This window comes from Thermogemmatispora aurantia, assembly GCF_008974285.1.
Taxonomy (GTDB): domain Bacteria; phylum Chloroflexota; class Ktedonobacteria; order Ktedonobacterales; family Ktedonobacteraceae; genus Thermogemmatispora; species Thermogemmatispora aurantia.
The window spans coordinates 418,806-435,324 of the sequence record NZ_BKZV01000004.1 but is presented as its reverse complement, the minus strand read 5'-3'; the positions used below and the strand labels follow the sequence as shown (position 1 = coordinate 435,324).

General features: G+C 61.7%; 15 protein-coding genes. 3 read left to right on the top strand and 12 right to left on the bottom strand.

Annotation, left to right across the window (positions count from 1 at the left end; translation table 11 throughout):
- Window positions 1–835 precede the first annotated feature (835 nt).
- The gene (locus tag KTAU_RS14270; protein WP_151729009.1) at window positions 836–1,642 is read right to left on the bottom strand and encodes a hypothetical protein; all 807 of its coding nucleotides are present in this window, start codon (window positions 1,640–1,642) and stop codon (window positions 836–838) included.
- Between the two features lie 189 nt (window positions 1,643–1,831).
- A complete protein-coding gene (locus KTAU_RS14265) occupies window positions 1,832–2,239 on the bottom strand; it encodes a hypothetical protein (RefSeq protein ID WP_151729008.1) in 408 nt (135 codons plus the stop codon).
- Window positions 2,240–3,364: 1,125 nt separating this feature from the next.
- Between KTAU_RS14265 and KTAU_RS14260 the strand changes: the two genes are divergently transcribed.
- On the top strand, window positions 3,365–3,943 hold the full coding sequence (locus tag KTAU_RS14260) for a hypothetical protein (protein ID WP_151729007.1): 579 nt from the start codon (window positions 3,365–3,367) through the stop codon (window positions 3,941–3,943).
- An 87-nt stretch (window positions 3,944–4,030) separates the two neighbouring features.
- Here the strand turns inward: KTAU_RS14260 and KTAU_RS14255 are convergent, their stop codons facing one another.
- Both KTAU_RS14255 and KTAU_RS14250 read right to left on the bottom strand, forming a co-directional pair.
- Complete coding sequence (locus tag KTAU_RS14255) at window positions 4,031–4,336, bottom strand: heavy-metal-associated domain-containing protein (RefSeq protein WP_170293301.1); 306 nt, start codon at window positions 4,334–4,336, stop codon at window positions 4,031–4,033.
- A 275-nt stretch (window positions 4,337–4,611) separates the two neighbouring features.
- Window positions 4,612–4,842, bottom strand: coding sequence for a hypothetical protein (locus KTAU_RS14250; RefSeq protein WP_228026471.1), 231 nt, complete (start codon window positions 4,840–4,842; stop codon window positions 4,612–4,614).
- Between the two features lie 289 nt (window positions 4,843–5,131).
- On the opposite strand from KTAU_RS14250, the gene KTAU_RS14245 reads away from it, so the two are divergent.
- Together KTAU_RS14245 and KTAU_RS14240 are read left to right on the top strand one after the other, a co-directional pair.
- Window positions 5,132–6,019 (top strand): class I SAM-dependent methyltransferase, encoded by an 888-nt coding sequence (locus KTAU_RS14245; RefSeq protein ID WP_151729004.1) that lies wholly within the window; start codon window positions 5,132–5,134, stop codon window positions 6,017–6,019.
- Window positions 6,020–6,175: 156 nt separating this feature from the next.
- Window positions 6,176–7,417 carry a potassium/proton antiporter gene (locus tag KTAU_RS14240; protein ID WP_151729003.1) on the top strand — a complete coding sequence of 414 codons (1,242 nt, stop codon included), beginning with the start codon at window positions 6,176–6,178 and terminating at the stop codon, window positions 7,415–7,417.
- A 21-nt stretch (window positions 7,418–7,438) separates the two neighbouring features.
- On the opposite strand, the gene KTAU_RS14235 is transcribed toward KTAU_RS14240, so the two are convergent.
- From KTAU_RS14235 to KTAU_RS14205, 8 genes are all read right to left on the bottom strand, one after another.
- Window positions 7,439–8,029 carry a hypothetical protein gene (locus tag KTAU_RS14235; RefSeq protein ID WP_151729002.1) on the bottom strand — a complete coding sequence of 197 codons (591 nt, stop codon included), beginning with the start codon at window positions 8,027–8,029 and terminating at the stop codon, window positions 7,439–7,441.
- Window positions 8,030–8,156: 127 nt separating this feature from the next.
- Window positions 8,157–9,035 carry a hypothetical protein gene (locus KTAU_RS14230; protein WP_151729001.1) on the bottom strand — a complete coding sequence of 293 codons (879 nt, stop codon included), beginning with the start codon at window positions 9,033–9,035 and terminating at the stop codon, window positions 8,157–8,159.
- A 266-nt stretch (window positions 9,036–9,301) separates the two neighbouring features.
- Window positions 9,302–10,057, bottom strand: a complete 756-nt coding sequence (locus KTAU_RS14225; protein WP_151729000.1) for a ferric reductase-like transmembrane domain-containing protein — start codon at window positions 10,055–10,057, stop codon at window positions 9,302–9,304.
- 123 nt (window positions 10,058–10,180) lie between these two features.
- Window positions 10,181–11,251 carry an FAD:protein FMN transferase gene (locus KTAU_RS14220; RefSeq protein WP_170293300.1) on the bottom strand — a complete coding sequence of 357 codons (1,071 nt, stop codon included), beginning with the start codon at window positions 11,249–11,251 and terminating at the stop codon, window positions 10,181–10,183.
- Window positions 11,199–11,996: a hypothetical protein gene (locus tag KTAU_RS21615; protein ID WP_170293299.1), complete on the bottom strand. Its 798-nt coding sequence runs from the start codon at window positions 11,994–11,996 to the stop codon at window positions 11,199–11,201. Before KTAU_RS21615 ends, KTAU_RS14220 begins: the two co-directional genes overlap by 53 nt.
- A 506-nt stretch (window positions 11,997–12,502) precedes the next feature.
- On the bottom strand, window positions 12,503–12,703 hold the full coding sequence (locus KTAU_RS22405; protein ID WP_228026484.1) for a pectate lyase family protein: 201 nt from the start codon (window positions 12,701–12,703) through the stop codon (window positions 12,503–12,505).
- Window positions 12,704–12,878: 175 nt separating this feature from the next.
- Window positions 12,879–15,230: an ArnT family glycosyltransferase gene (locus KTAU_RS14210; RefSeq protein ID WP_228026470.1), complete on the bottom strand. Its 2,352-nt coding sequence runs from the start codon at window positions 15,228–15,230 to the stop codon at window positions 12,879–12,881.
- Window positions 15,227–16,162: a GtrA family protein gene (locus KTAU_RS14205; protein ID WP_151728998.1), complete on the bottom strand. Its 936-nt coding sequence runs from the start codon at window positions 16,160–16,162 to the stop codon at window positions 15,227–15,229. Before KTAU_RS14205 ends, KTAU_RS14210 begins: the two co-directional genes overlap by 4 nt.
- Window positions 16,163–16,519: the final 357 nt, after the last annotated feature.

Below are 16,519 nucleotides of genomic sequence, written 5' to 3'. Positions count from 1 at the left end.
CGAGACACTTCCTTCCCCCCTTCAATCGGCGAGGCGAGCCTAAAAGCCGGGGAAAGAGCGCATCCGACCTCTTGCTAGGATTGCTTTGTCAGGCCATGAGCGTGCTCCTTATGATAGATGGACAGCCGGCCATCGGACTGACTGGGCTTGCAGCAAACTGTCGGGAAGCAAGCAACCTCAGTCAAGCCAGGCTGAGCCGCATGACTGGCCCCCTCGTAGGAGAGGAGAGCGTTAGGGTAGCGCTTTTCCCCTGCAGAGAGCCAGTTTCTCTACCCGCCAGCGAGTGCTCACCAGGGCTGATACTGAGTCTGCAGCCAGGCCGTAGCACAGAAGGTCGCCCCCAATGAGGCAGTCGGCAGCCTCCGCTGCAGGCCCACCAGACTCATCAGGAGCTACACATTCCTCATTAGCAGCTTCCATTTGCAACATTCTATTCCTGCTGTCATTTACTCTATAGCAGATATATTTACGATAGTCAATACTACCAGCGAGAAAACTCGCCAGCGATCTGTTGCCTTCTGCCCTCTGCTGGAGACCATCGTCCATCTCACGCCTCCCTCCCTTCTGCTAATCTTTGCGCAACTGGGCAGGAGGCACCTCCAACTCTTCTCGAAATAGCTCATCTACTGGATTGCCAGCTCTGCCAGCTCTCTCTTCCTATGCCTCCCAGCGTCGTCTCATCATGTCCCGTCGCCTCGGTCCGCGTCTCCGCATGTGCCTTCCACGGACGCAGACGGGTCCTGCCCCTGCTCGTTCCCCTGCACCGTGTCCGCCGTCAGGAACTGCCCTTCCTCAGATCCTTCGTCCCTCCCCCTCACTCGATCGATCCCCGCTCTCATTCCCCTCTCTGCTCTTGCTCTGCTGCCTCTTCTTCAGCAAGCTCCCTCAGCCCCTGGCTTACCCTCCAGACCAGCAGGCCTATGGTGTATACCAATGCCGCTATGGGCAGCATCAGCCACAGCGCTGCCCCCCCCAATTCCACCAGGTTCCCCGCCAGCCCCCGCAGACCCTCCTCCTGCACCCCTCTGAGCAGCTCATGGCGCACCTCCGGGCTGACTGCCACCAGCCCAACGACCAGTCCTCCCCAGACCACCACCGCCCCACATCCCACCGCCTGCACCACCTGCCTCCATCTCCTCTCTGCCCTCGCCTTCTCCCACCCCTTCAGCGTTCTCCCCACGGCTGCCGCTCGCTCCTCCAGCAGCTGCTCTAGCTCCTCCTTCCCCTCATAGAGCCTCGGCAGCAGCCACTCCGGCTCTCCCCTCCCTTTCTTGACCACTCGCCAGCCCCACGGCTCCCGCCTGATTTCCCGCACCTGCTCCCAGCGAACCACCCAGGTTCTCCGCACCAGCTCCTGCAGCTCTACCCATCCCTCCTCACCGACCACCAGCCTCCGCCGCAAGCCCAGCAGCTCCCCGGCGGAACCCACCCCGAACCCGAGCAGGAGCGCTGACAGGAAGGCGAGGTCCCCTGGCCCCTTCCGCCACAGGACCAGGACGACCACTCCAATCCCCACTCCTAGCAGTCCCCACCAGCTCACGCGCAACCACCGCCTCGTCCGAAAGGCAGCCAGCGGCCTGCCCAGCCCCAGGCGCTCTAGCAACTGCTGATCCTTCACAGCGATGTCCATAGTTTTACGCATCTCTTACATTCCTTCCCTTGCGAGCACAGGCACTCATCAACTGTCTGGCAAGGACCCTTTAGCTAGCAGCTCTCTCCACACCCCTCACGCCCCATCGTCTAATCGACCAGCGGAGCAGGGGGCGCCGCTCTAGCTCCACCAACAACGCAACCAGCTCCCCTGTGGCCATCCCCAGCACCATGACCCCGATCATCTGACCCAGCTGCCCCCGCCACATTGCCAGCCTTGCCTGTCCCTGCGACTCCGCTCTCTGACCGAGGTGCTCGCAGTGCTGCAACAGGAGCAATCGTAGCTATAGCCCTGCTGGTACTGCGCCGCTGTCAGCGTTCCCGCGTTCAGCGTGCTCCCACAAGGCGGCATCCCACTCGCCCCCGCCCACGTCAGCCGATTGCGGGCATCATAGCAGAAAGCCTGTACGTCCGTATCCCCCGTCGGCAGGGTTGTGGTAGCCGCTACCACGCTGTTAGCCGCATCGTATTGCGGCTGCTCCTGATAGAGCACCGCCCCACTGCTCCGGTTCTTGTAGACCAGGCTGGTCACCCGCAGCCCCGCGTCAACGCTACGCGCGAAGCTATAGCGTCTGTTCCCCAGGAGCATCGCTGTAGGAGCCGCTGAGGTTGGCCGGACCGCTGAAGTGCTCGCCAGGCACGCGGCCCACGCCCATGTTCCCATTGGCGGTGCTGTCGTAGGTGTAGGTGACCCAGGCGTCGGTGGGGGTGTTGCTGCTGCTAGGCTACAGCAGCCGGTTGAGACCGCCGTAACCGTTCTGTTGCACCTGCTATGCGGGCAGGCGCTTCCTCTGGATTGGCGGTCTCCCCCTGATCCCTTGCTCCAGACTCAAGCACATGGACAGGCCGAAACAAGCCGACGCCCCGGGAAGGAGGGGAGAAAAGCAGCGCGTGGAAAAGGATCTGCCTGCATCTAGGCCGGGCTGGCAACCAGGACCTCTCTCCTTTAAAGGGGCAAGCCGTCCGTAATTACTCCTTCCTGTTGGCTTCTCTCCACAGCAGGAGACGCGGAAAGAAGCAGCATCCGAGAGGGGGGAGTGACCGGGGCGAGGGGTCAGGCTTCAGGAATGATTCCTATTCAAGTGCAGGGAAAATAAAAGACCTTTGCAAACAACGTCGTCCAGCCTGGCACCGACAGCCTCAACGCAGTTCGCATGGAGAAAGCTACTACAGGTGCAGCGCTGCGTCCATGTCTCCTGTTACGATCGCTCTCCCTTGAAAGGCTCCTGCTGGCCGAGAGTATAACAGGAATAGCTCTGCCTGTCAAGTGTGATCGACTTTCCTGTTAATTGAGAGGGATAGAAGAGGAAAGAAGACAATGTGGGCCGGGACGACTTAACACTCAGACCCCCTTCCGCTTCTCTCCTTAGGGCGATCCCCGGCAGTATCTCAGGAAAGATACGGGTGGATTTTCTACGCACCTATAGCGTATACTCTCTACAGAGAGACTTATTATCGCCTGGTTGCTTTAGTGATGCTTAAGGAGGTGAGAGAGGTAAGTGAGCGACCACACGCATAGCGAGCCCGCATCGGCCAGCGAAAGCATGCGCACCCGGTCTCGGCTGCCAGCCACCGATGACGGCAACGAGGCCGGATCTCCCGCCAGCTCGTTTTATACGCCGATGTTATCTCTTCCTGAACAGAGAAGTACTCAGCGACCGCTGTAGCGCTTTTCTTGCCTTTGCCTTTCTCTGGAGAGGAGTTCGAGAGTCATATGCAGACCGTGCAAACCCGCCTATCTGCGTCGTATCTGCTCAAGGGCAACCTGGCCGGCGCCCGCGCTTGTAGCTGTTCCTGCAATCCTTGCGACTGCAACCCCTGCGAGTGCCCCGGAGCCAGCCGTTGGCCAGGCTGGCGCCTGAGTCTCTACCAGCTGGTCGAGGGCCACTTTGAGAAAATCTCCTTCCACGGCCATGAGCTGCTCCTGCTCTGTCTGGCGCTGCCCCAACGAGAGGCCGACCCGACCTCCTGGCAGGAGGTGATTTTGTGCGAGACCTCCGCCAACCCGGCCACCGTACTCAAGCTGCTAGAGGAGGTCGAGCAATATCTGAAGGCCCTCCCCGCTGAGGTGGAAGGAGCAGCCTCCCAGCCAACCCGACGGGCTGTCTACGCCGTGCCGCTGGTCTACCAGCAGGAAGGAACCACACCGCTGCTGCGCGTCGATTTCGCCCCTTCGACAGCCCGACTGCTGCGCGCCGCCGAGCCAGAGCCGGCATGGACGCCACCCGCCTGGTCCTACAATGGCCCGCTAGCGCCACGCGGCCTCTTCGCCTGGCAGTCTCCACTGCGCTAAGCCAGGCCAGGCTGGGCAGCACTCCATGAGGAAAGCGATCGAGGCGACAGCCGGCGCAGACTGTCGCCTCTCCCTCCTCACCAGCAGCTAGTCACCGAGGCCGTTAGCGCTCTGCTCTCCCACCACCTGGCCAGCCTCCCTCAGCTCACCCGGCACATGGCCACAGGCCCGTACAGCCTCAACGATCCGCTCTAGTTCCAGCTGCTGCCGTGCGTAGCGCAGGGTCACGCTCCTGGTTGGTAGAGCAGCGGTAAGAATCTCCAGGCCAGGCAAGGCCCGGAGCGCCTCCGTGACGCGCTTGAGGCAGCCCCCACAGCGCAGACTCGGGATGTGCAACACCACTGTAGTCAGCTGCTGTTCCAGCACGTTCACTCTCTCTTCCTCCTGTTTCATCTCCTTCACCATCCCTTCATGAACAGACTTACTGGCGGCTCCGAGAGGCCAGAATGGCCTGACCCGCCCTGTACAGGGTGGGTTCGGCCCAATGGCCCCGGCTGCCACTGTCTTGACTATACAAGAGCGCCTTCTCTGCTGTCATGAGGCTTCTCCCGTATTTTTCTCTCAGGTCTTTTCCCGAGGGACCGCGACCCGAACAGCTCACCAGTCGCCCGGCTTCCCAGCCAGGACAGGAGCGGAGCACGATTTCAGCCTCAAGCTGATGCGCAGAGCTATCTACTGGAAAGAGTCAGCCCGGTAGAAAGACTATAGGAGATTCCAAACAGCAGGGGAGCAAAGACCACAACGGTCGTCTCCGTCAGGAAGAAGGTGAGCACAAACGGCGAGAGATCGTCAGGAGCAGAGGCTGACTGCAACGATCCTTGTGCACTACCGAGCACAGGCGAACCTTGCGCAAACAGCTCCAGGCCAACGGTTCCACGCCGCAGTCGGCGCCCGGTCATATGGCCATATATCTCAGATCTGCCATCTGGCGGCGAGTGTAGCTGGTCCATCCTTCCCTCCGCTGGCAACAGAACATAAGACAACGCGACCCAAGAGCCTTCAAGTCGTCTGACTCCTCCTGTCTTGCGCCCCTTTCCTGGTCAGCTTCTTTTGACAGCTGGCCTATATGTCCCTATAATTCTACCCGTAGGAGAGTGATGCGCGAATGGCTCATGTGAGATAGCCATCCCAATCACCTGCTCGTCTGAGAAACCCTAATCACCAATGGAGAGAAAGCAGAGGTAGGACATGCTAAGGTGGTTTCGCCGCAAATCTGCGCAATCCCGCCCACCCACCACCAATACCTACGATTACGCCAATCGATCAGTCAGCCTGACTGAGGATAACGTGCCCACTCCTTACATGCTGCCCAAGGACGACCGCGAGGTCAACCGTTTGGATTTCCAGCATTACATGCTACGCTACGCCTTGCGCAGCAACTATCTGGCGCCCATCGTAGAGCCGAAGCGCATTCTCGATGTAGGCTGCGGCACCGGGCGCTGGCTGGCTGAAATGGCGCAGCTCTTCCCCGAAGCTCATCTGATCGGTTTCGACCTCAACCTGCCGCCCGCCTCACCTTCGTTTCCACCGAACTGTACCTTCCGTCAGGGAAACCTGCTGGACGGCCTGCCCTTCGCCGCTGGCAGCTTCGATTTTGTCCATCAGCGCCTGCTCGTCTTCGCTCTACCAGCAGATCGCTGGCCGCTAGTGATCCAGGACCTGGTGCGCGTGACGCGCCCGGGCAGCTGGCTGGAGCTGGTTGAGGTCGATCCCCTCTTCCAGCGCAGCGGCCCGGCGACAACGCGCATGCTCCAGCTGATCGTAGCCGCCTGCCAGAGCCGCGGCATCGATCTAAAGATGGCCCTGCGCCTGGAGCCAATGCTGCGTGAGGCCGGCCTGCTGCACGTCACTTCGCAGGTCATCTCCATTCCTATCGGTGACTGGGGAGGGCGTCTGGGCAACATGGCGCGCACGGACTTCGCCGCCGGCAACCAGACGATTGCCCCTCTGGTGGCGGCTACTACCGGAGTCAGCATCGAGGAGTACCAGCAGCTCGCCACCGCCTGGCTGCATGAGTGCGAACAGTACCGTAGCTACTGTAATTTCTATGTAATTTACGGCCAGCGTCCTCAGTAAGGGAGAGCGCGCGCTCACTGACTCGCTCCACTTTTTGCTCTGCATCATGGTTGTTCCTGCTGCTATCGTAAAAGAGAGAAGAGAAGCAGGCAAAGAAGCTGTCTGGTCAGCGCCTGCGGCTGGGCAAGACAGCGAGTGTGGCAACGGGAGGAGCCAATGCATTTTGAGAGCGCGCTGCTGGTCGCATCCTTGCTATTACTATTGAGCGTGCTGGCCTGGAAGATCGCCGGTAAGCTGGGGATTCCGGCCCTGCTGCTCTTTCTGGGCCTGGGAATGCTCGCCGGCTCGGATGGTCCGGGCGGTATTTATTTCGACAATGCCCAACTGGCCCAGGCGGTGGGTATCGTAGCGTTAGTGTTGATTCTGTTCGCCGGGGGACTGGAGACGCGCTGGTCGATGGTGCGGCCCGCCCTCGGCGGGGCCCTCCTACTCTCGACGCTTGGCGTGCTGCTGAGTGCTCTTGTGGTCGCCCTGTTCTCCGCCTGGCTGCTCCATGCTTCGCCCCTGGAGGGCCTCCTTCTGGGGGCACTGATCTCAGCCACGGATGCGGCTGCGGTTTTCAGTGTGCTGGCGGCGCGCAATCTGCACCTGAGTGGCCAGCTGCTCCCTCTGCTAGAGCTGGAATCGGGCACAAATGACCCGATGGCAGTCTTTTTGACACTCGGTCTGATCCGTCTCCTGAGCGAGCCAGAGACCCCACTTCTGAGCGTCCTCCTGCTCTTTGTTCAGCAGATGGGGATCGGTCTGGTGCTGGGGCTGGTGATTGGAGGCCTGGCAATCTGGCTGATTCGGCAGCTGCACCTGGATGTGGAGGGCCTCTATCAGGTACTGACGATCGCGCTGGCACTCTTTACCTACGCGGCCACGGCACTGTTGGGCGGCAGCGGCTTCCTGGCGGTTTATCTGGTTGGGCTGCTGCTGGGCAATAGTCGAGTGGAGGGCATTGAGCGCATCGGGCGCTTCCACGATAGCCTGGCCTGGCTGATGCAGATCGCCATGTTCCTGATTCTGGGTCTGCTGGTCTTCCCGTCGCGTCTGCCTGCGGTGGCTCTCGCCGGTGTGCTGATTACGCTGGTGAGCGTCCTTGTGGCTCGTCCGCTGGCAGTTCTGCTAGCTCTACTGCCTCTGAGACGGATGCCACTGCGGGAGAAGCTCTTTGTGGCCTGGGTCGGACTGCGCGGGGCTGTGCCAATTGTGTTGGCAACCTTTCCTTTGCTGGCCGGGTTGCCGCGTGCAGAACTGCTCTTCGATCTGGTCTTTTTCGTGGTCCTGGCCTCGGTGCTGTTGCAGGGTACAACGGTGCCGCTGGTGGCGGGCAGGCTGGGCGTGGCCAGACCAGCTCCGGCTTCAGTGTCAGACGCTGCCGCCCCCAAGGCTTCTCCGTCAGCATCGGACTAGGCCGCGCCCGGCTTGCCCGCTTCAGGCCCGGTCAAGGGCAGCTTTGAACTCTTCTTCGGTCAGAGGCCAGTTGAGCCTGATGCCTTCGTCGGTGATGGGGGTGACCAGCCCGTTGTGGAGGCGAAAGCGACCACTGGGGCCGCCGACGACCAGGTAGTGCCCGGGACGAAACGGGCGCAGAAAGAGGATGGTCCCTTCACCGATCTGGAAAAGCGGATCATCCTGGACGGAAACCTGCTCTCCGTTGAGGAGGCCGCCGGTCTGATGGATGATCAGTTCGCTCCCTTGACCATCTCCTTGCAGCAGGTGCCGTGGATTGTAGAGGAGGCGGCTGACACGCAAACGGAAGTCGGTGAAGGGAATGTCATCTTCGACGGTCTGGGAGTCAATGGCGACAATGGTTCCTTCGACCGCCAGGGCAGAGGCCCGCTTCAGACTGCCCAGGTCCCGGTAGAATTCGGCCCATGAGATGACCAGCTGCCCTGAGCCTTGCCCGCTGCCTGCTGTACTACTACTCCCAGCGCAAGCGCTGAGGAGAACAAGCAGGCCGATCAGCAGCAGGAGGCGGGTATGGCGGCGCAGCCCGAGAGTGCTTCCTCTGCTTGGACGCATGCGCCTTCTCTCTCCTTTCTGTCGGTGCATGATCGCTCGCCGTCAGCGAGTCCCCGCAAGCAGGACGCTGGTCGGAGGTCGAAAGTTCCCGTTAACGTTCGCGCGCGAGCAGCACGACCAGAGAGGATTATGGTCGCGCCAGCCTGTGCAGTCGTGGCAGTAGCCAGAGGGTAAGAATGGCCATCAGGAGGCAAGTGAGGCTGCTGAGGGTTAAGATCCAGCTGAGCGAGTCGGGCACTCTGCTGCTGGCAAGGTAGTAGGAGCAGCAGAGGAGGAGCAGGACCAGGGTGAGCCAGAGACCGAGACGATCACGGGCGCTGAGAGTCGGAGCACCCCAGGCAGTGCTCAGATAGCAGCAAAAGAGAGCCACCAGGCCACGTGGCCAGCTGATCAGCTGCCCAAGGCCCACCAGAAGCGAGAGAGCCACCAGGAGAATCGTGGTTTGCAGGATGACGCGCGTGATGATCAAGCGCCTGTCATCTTCCAGGCGCGGGAGACGCCAGACTAGCAGGATAGCCGGGAGGCCGAGAAGGAGGCTCACCAGTGGGGGCTGCCACCAGCGCGCCAGCAGATCGGCCAGCATAATCATGACGAGAACAGTCACCAGGCATAAGGCTCTGAAGCTGTCCGCCCCGGCAGCTTGAGGCGTTGGCGCCGACGCCCAGCGGCTAAGCAGCACAAAGGCCAGGGGACAGACAAACAGGGGCCAGCTCTGGGTGACAAGGGCGGTCTGCAGGGCCGCCAGATAGAAAGCCACTGTGATGAGCAGGGCTACGAGATAGGAGCCGAGCGGGGCACTGGTTCCAACGAGCTGAATACAGAGCGCGAGAAGGAGGAAAAAGGTGACTTGCTGGGCGCTATCGAGGGCCAGCCTGGGAACAAGCGGGCTGAGGTAGGCTGAAAGCACAACCAGGCCGCCGCTGATAGGGATGACAATCAGCATGAGGCTGGCTAGCAGGCGTAGGCCACTCTCGTTCCTGGTCGCTCGCACTGGATCGGGCTGCATCACTGGCCCTGGCTCTTCTTTTCCATTGACGCGCTATGCTCGTTGCCCCGCCAGGCCAGGCTAGAGCCTGGCCCTCTATCAGCGAGTGTAACAAGGGACAACCGTTCTGTCAACGTCGCTTTTCGCCGTTCACTCGTCACCGATATAAGTTAAGTAAGGAATAGGAAAGTGGATCAGGCCAGGAAGAGAGGGCAGGCGACCCAGCCCTGGCCCTGGTCCTGCCCAGGTCACCGCGGAGCAAACACTGGCCTGGCATCTCCCCGACTTTAGTAGCGACCCAACGGCTGCGACGGCTGGGACGCCCGCCAGGGCTCGGCCCGAGGGGTAGCGGTGCCGCCCTGGGCTGGTGGCCTGACCGCCATCGCCGTGCCAGTCTCCCACGCTCCTGGCCTCTGGAGCTGGGGGGGCGCCATCGTCTGAGCTGGCTGCCTCTGGGCCTGCCGGACCTGCAGCCGCTTCTGTAGCTGGGCCCGCTCTTGCCTGGCGCGGCGCGCGACCTGCACCCGCCGCCAGAGCAGCCAGCCCACCGCCCACAGGCTGCCACCATAGAGAGCCAGCGCCCACCAGCTCTGGCTGTCGCTGCCGCTTCCCAGCCCGTGCAGGGTAGCCAGAGCGAAGAGCAGTAAGGTGAGCAGGTGCAAGCGACGCCACCAGCGATAGCCGATATGGGGACGCAGCAAGGTGCTGATGCCGATGGCGATCCCCAGGTAGAGGGCACAGATACCCAGTGCCACCCAGATGGGCCGATAGTGGCTGGCCAGAGGAATCAGGACCTCGTTCCAGCCGAAATGTGTAAAGGGGTCAACCCAGACGGCCAGGACATGAAGGCCGACAAAGATGGTTGCCAGCAGGGTTAGAAAATTGTGCAGCTCATTGTTGACCAGCCGTGGCCAGCGCGCCGGCGACTGCAACTGCGCCGAAAGCGCCAGCCCGGCACAGACCGCCAGCGTCAGCAGGAGGTAAGCTGTCAGACCACCCGCCCGCGCCACATTCCAGGTTACGTTTTGCCAGATCGTCGACATAGACATTCTCTTTCTTTAGAATAGAAAAGAGGAAGTGCTTTTCCTTTTTCATTCATCAGCGGATGAGTGGCAGCGCTATCTCGCTCGCCTCGATGGCGCATGTAGACAGTACCACCCTCCCAGCTATGGCTTCCTTTGTTCCGCTGCTAGCTGCCCGGCTTCTTCTTGCCAGGCGGCCATAAGATGAGTCGGCCAGGGAGCGACGCTCTGCCAGCTTCCATCTTCGTGGATAAACAGGCCGGCGAGACTGTGACGGCGCAGAAAGGTCGGGCCTGCTTCAGGGCCGAGAATGAAAGCCACTTTGGCGGCCACCTCGGCCTGCTCACAACGGTCGGCGACGACAGTGACCGACCAGAGGCCGTTAGTGGCGGGCAGCCCCGTGCGTGGATCGAGCAGATGATGACGCAGGCTACCGTCTCGCCACCAGCGACGGCGAGCAATCCCGGAAGTGGCCAGGGCACCACGGCGCAGGGGAATGGTCCAGCCACCACGTCGTCCCGGGATGGCAATGGCCCAGTGTTCGCTATCGGGCGGCAGACCGGCCACGGCCAGGTCGCCGCCAGCGTTGACCAGAGCCGGCACCAGACCCCGGCGGCGCAAGGCCCCCAGAGCTGTATCGACAGCCATCCCTTTCGCAATGCCGCCGAAGTCCAGCTGTGCCCCAGCTGGCAGGCGCACCCGCCGCTTCACCGGATCAACCTCAATACGACGCCAGGCCCCGCCAGGCAGGCTCTCCAAAGGCTCACCCTGCTGGACACTCCCATCCCCTTCCTGCCCGGCATGCGCTGCCTCTCCCGCCCGCTCCAGGAGTTCAAAACTGCGATCGTAGCCCAGTTGCCGGAGCTGCGGCAGAAGCGTTGGATCGTAGAGGCCATCGCTGGCTGCCGCGGCCTCTAAAGCCCGCGTGAGCACCACGTAGAGGAGTTCACTCACCTCAACCCATTGGCCAGCGCTGCGGTTAAGACGCGTCAGTTCGCTCTGAGGGCGAAAGCGGCTCAGAATCGCTTCCCAGCGGGCAAAGAGGTCGGCAATCAGCTCAGCTCCTTGCTCACTCCCCTCAACAGGCAGCAGGTAGCTAACGGTGGTCCCCATCGCCTGGAAGCTGCCGCGCACCATCCCCCGCGGTGTCACATACTGAGGCTCAGGAGACGCCGCTGCCACTGTGGCCCTGCCCGAAAGTCGGCTGGCTGCCAAAGTTATCCCCTCCTTGTTGATTGAAGAAGCCATTGCTATCCTGGCTTGAGCCGCTGCTCGTCGAGCCGGGAGACTGTACAGACGAGCCAGATGAAGATGAGCTGGCACCATTGCTATTGGCATTGGTCGATGATGACGACGAGCTATTGCCGCTGGACGGCGCGCTGACCTGTGATTGCGAGCCGGAGGATGAGGAGTTATTGACGTTGGCCTGAGAGGCGCTGGCCTGGTGGAAGGCTACCAGTGCGCTAAAAGTGCCGAAACCCGCCACAGCAAGCGCCACAGCCCAGCGCTTCAGCCGCTGCGCCAGGCGCTGGGCCTGCTCCTTGGGCATGCTGGCCCGCTTTTTCGAGGAAGCTGCCCCGGCTCCGGCGGCTCTTGCTGCCGCCGGCTTGCGCGTCGGGGGCGTGAGCTTCTCGGCTCCCGGCATGCTCTGGGTGTAGAGCGGCTGCTGCCAGGCACTAGCTGGGGCAGGCATGGGCACCGTCTCCCAGCCTGTTCGTCCCGCCGGCCCACCCCCGTAGGGAGGATAATAGGAAGGCAAGTAGGGAGCGCCTGCTGCTCCTGTCCCCCCAGGATAGCCAGGGGCGATGTGAGGGGCGACGTTGGGAGGGGTGTTGAGACCGCTGTAAGCCCCATAGCCGCCGTAGGCCCCATAGGCTCCGCTGCTATAGATGCTCCCACCATAGGCTCCGCCACTGCTCCCTCTGGCCCCAGTGTTTTGGCCATTTCTCTCATCGTGCATGGTTTCACCTCTCGTGTGTAGAGCGCCTCGCGAAAGTAAAGCATCGGTTTGACAACCTCTAGCTTACCAAGCGTTTCTTGGACCTTCATTGGAGAAAGATGAGAAGCTTCTCACTCAGGCGCTCCTCTCAGCTACTCCTTGCAGGGAGGCCTGGCTGTCTGGTTGGCCTCTGCCTCCTGGCTTTCTTTCTATGACTCATCCTTAGCTATGCCACGCCATAATGAGAATTGCATTGGAAGAAGATGAGAGACCTCTCACCAGCTTCTAAGAGAGGACCGCCCGAGATCAGGAGAGTCCCAACCTGAGTGAGTGAGCAGAGACACAAAGAGGCTCAGGCCAGGCCCGGCACTGCGGAGAGGTCGGAATGGCCCACCAGCGAGACCCTGTAGTGGTCGCGCAGGCGATTCCAGGAGACCAGTGATGTAGTCAGCGGCGTGGGTGATATCGATCAGCCTGTAGTAGTCCTTGCCGTGGTCCATGTCTGAGAAGAGATTGTTGTGATCGACTCAGATATATTGAGAGTGCCCGATATGGATGGCATTCCCAGCGGTGTTGCCGTCGGCGCGTACAAAGGAGATGCTCAGGTTACGAATGATAACGTTGCTGACATCCTTAATAGAGAGGCTAATGCCGACCAGCGAGGCCGTGGAGCCTACGCCTATGATGCTGGTATTAGAGCCGACGTCGACATCGGTGTCGCCCGTGATCGTGCCGCTAACAGGAAAGTAGGTGGGCCTACCTTCCTGCCAGGGCAGGGAGAGCAGGCCCGTAGGAACGAGGTAGGACAGGACAGGTGAATTGAAAGGGAGCGCGAGGCGGACACCGGCAGGCCCGAGCAGAGGGCCAAGCCGAACGCCCTGCCTCGCGGGTTATCTGCTACCTTTAGCTGCCGGTGTACTCGTAGAGCTGGGCGCCGCCGAAGCCACCGAAGCCGCCAGTGCTCGTGCTGCCAGTGCTGGAGGACTCCCAGGCGCTGCTTGGCACCTGCTTGCAATGCTGGGTAATCCAGCTAATCAGGTCGCTCTGGCCACCGCCGCCGAAGCCGCGCCCACTGCCATTGATGAGGAAGAAGCGCACCTGGCCGCTCTCCACCAACTGGGCCAGCTTGGCCGGCGTCAGGATAGGATCGCTGCCAGAGAAGCCGCCCATCGCCATCACCGGCTGGTTGGTAGCCAGAATGATCGAATCGGCCTCGTTCGCACTCATGACCGCCACCAGGTACTTGGCGCCGTTGCGGTGGGCCTCCAGGTAGTTGATGAGGGCCGTATTGACGGTCATCCCCTCGCCTCCGCCGTTAGGAAGCTGACCATTCGCCGGCAGGGCGCTGCTTCCATCCTGTCTGTTGGCAGCGCGCTCAAAGTTCCCAAAGTAGGAGCGGAAGCGTGCGGCATAGTCGCCATTGCCCCTACCGAAGGCCGGGAAGCCGCCAGCGCCGAGGCCGCCGAACTGGTTGCCGGGGCCGGCAGTTGGCAGGCTGGCCGCCTCTCCGCGCAGGACAGGAATAAAGGACCAGACCGCCGGCGTGAGCTGTAGAGCGATCAGGGCCACCACCAGGGTGGGCACCAGTACCTGCGCGCGCTCACGCAGGAAGGGGACGAGGCGCGCCATGAAGAGGACCAGGGCCGCCAGGGCGCAAGGCACGGCGATCAGGGGGATGAGCCAGGTGCCCCAGGCCGGATTGCTGGTGATGATGTGCAGCTGCTCCAGGGCTGTTAGCAGCAGAGCCAGTGGCAGCAGCCAGCCACGCCAGCCGTGGCGACGATAGTCGTGCCACATGACGACAACGCCGATACCGAAGAGGGCAGCGACCGCAGGGGCCATGGTGGTCAGGTAGTACTGATGGAAGAAGCCCGCCACCGAGAAGAAGACAGCCGTAGTCAGCAGCCAGACGCCCCACAAGGCCAGCCCCTGTTGCTCGGGGTCGCCCCGGAAGCGCGGACGCCGCTGCCAGGCGACGGCCACGAGGCCCAGCAGGGCCATCGGCAGCAGCCAGACGATCTGCCCACCAAGTGGCTCGTTGAAGAGACGGAAGGGGCCAGGTGTGCCCGTGCCGAACATGCCCCCACCGCCGTTGCGCACACCTTGGAAGCCTTCGGGCACTTGCCCAGGGGTGCCAGCTGCATTCCCGTTGCCCGGGCCGCTGTTGTAGCCCGGGGTAGTGCTCGCTTCAGTAGCCGGCGCGCTACCGCTACTAGCGTTGCTGCCAGGCTGGAAGTAGTTGCTCGCTGGCGGCGTTGTGTTAGTGCCGTTATTGCCACTATTATTATTTGCACTACTAGAGCTGCTACTATTCGTGCCATTGATGCGGCGCTCGAAGGCTGAGAAATTACCGCGGGCGCCGGGGCCAAAGCCGAAATGTCCCAGGAGACGCTCAATGCCGTTGTAGCCTAGGGCAAGGCTGATCTCTGAGTTGTCCTGACTGGAGCCGACGTACGGACGGGCTGAGGCCGGGGTCAGGTCGACGGCCAGGGCCCAGGAGAAGGAAACGGCGACCAAGACGACGAGGGCCAGGGCCAGATGGCCGATGCGGACCCAAATGCTCCGTGGGGCGGCCAGCAGGTAGAGCAGGCCATAGGCCGGCACGACCAGGTAGGCTTCAAGCATCTTGATGTTGAAGCCCAGCCCGATACAGAGAGCGCACAGCAGCAGCCAGCGCAGCTTACCGGTCTCGGCGGCCCGCATGACAGCCCAGGCGCCAAGCAACATGACAAAGACCAGCGTGCTGTCGATGGTGTTGTTGCGATTGGTGACGACGCTGATCGGGCTGATGGCCAGGGCCAGGGCTGCCAGCAGCCCGGCGGTGGTGCCGAAATGTCTCCTCACCAGGTGGTAGAGCAGCAGGACAGAGAGGACGCCCGCCAGGGCCTGGGGCAGCAGGATGCTGAAGGGCGTGAAACCGAAGATTTTGGCGCTGGCAACCTGCAGCCAGAAGCCCAGGGGCGGCTTGTCGATGGTGACGAAACCACCAGGATCAAAGGAGACGAAGAAAAAGTTGTGCCAGTTATCGAGCATGCTGCGCACGCCCGCGGCGTAGTAGAGGTTGCCAAAGCCGTTGGCGCCGAGCTGGTAGAAGTTGAGAAAAACTGACAGCAGGGCAATCACCGCTAAGGCGAGGCGCCGCCAGAGCGGTGGCCAGTCCCACTTTGTTCTCGATGTTGGTGTTGTATCGGGGGCCAGCGGCTGCTCGATCTCCGGGAGCGCCGGAGTCGGAGCCGGGGTCGGTATTCCCATCATAGCGTTTCGGGTCCTTTCCTCTTCGACAGGGTTTGATAAGCGTGCGGTGTTACAGACGTTGGACCGTGGCCCTCAGCGGGCGACGGTCCCCTTTGTGAGCAACGCTGCTGCCCGGCAGAAAGATGCATACCTGCCACACTTTGACCAGGACGGCGCTGGACGAAGACCCACAGCCGCAGTCCCAGGTAGGAGATGAGAGCCGTGCCGCCGATGGCGATGACTTTGGCAGCGTTGGTCCACAAGGTCGGGTTCACCAGGATATGCTGTAGGGCCAGGCCGGCCAGCCAGAGAATGCCACTGCTCCAGAGGCTGCCGCTGATGGTGATGAGGGCAAAGCGCCAGAGTTCGCCGCTCGTGATTGGCTCACGCTGGCCAAAGGTCCAGTATTTGTTGAGAATAAAGCTGTTGATGGCTCCAGCGCAGTAGGCGACGATGTTGCAGGCCAGCAGCAGTGGCGTGCTTCTGACGGCTAAGAGCCAGACCAGGGCGTTGAGAACCAGGATATCAACCAGGGTGTTGAGGCCTCCAGTGACTGCGAAGCGCAGGAGCTGACCTGCGTTCCAGTTCGAGGACCGCTGATCGCCGCCGCAGCCCAGTTCGGGCTGGCTGGTCCGGCTCGGACTCGCCTGCTCCTGCTTGATGATGGGTTCCTCATCCTGGTCGGTTGGCGGGAGAGCCAGCGAGATGGCTCTTCCTGGCTCTGACTGCGACTGCGTGAGCCGGTAGAGCCGCGTGGGCCGCAGGGACTGCAAGGATCGGGATCGCCAGGACCGCTCTGCCTCTGGCTGGCATTGGCCGGCCCGCGGACGGCTAACTATGATCGCTCGTGACTCGGGTATAAGACGCGCGCTCTCGGTGGTTCGCGCTGGGTTCATGCTCTGCCGAGTAGGGCCGCTGGTGGGTTTACCGGCTGGCCGTTCTAGCAGGATCAATGATGTCTCTCCTCTTTCTCGTTCGGTTGTTCTCTGCTTCGTGTGCTTTGCTTCCCTTTGCTTGCTTCGCTTGATTGCCGTTTTGATCTATGTCTGATGCGGTCTTCGCGTGTTCGCTTCGTTGCTGCAACTGCATCATCCATGGCCGAAGCACCTCGGCGAGGTTGCTCTGACGACAGATGACGCTAGATAGATAGGCTTGCCACCCGCCCGGATGCCTCTCCATTGGCATCCGTCTCCAGGTCTCCCTGTCGCCTTTAGCATAGGAGCCTTTCTTTGAAAAAAGATTGGAGAAAGATGAGAATTTTCCAATGAACGGCGGAGGAAGCCCCCCAACCCCACAGAGCACCGCTTGCG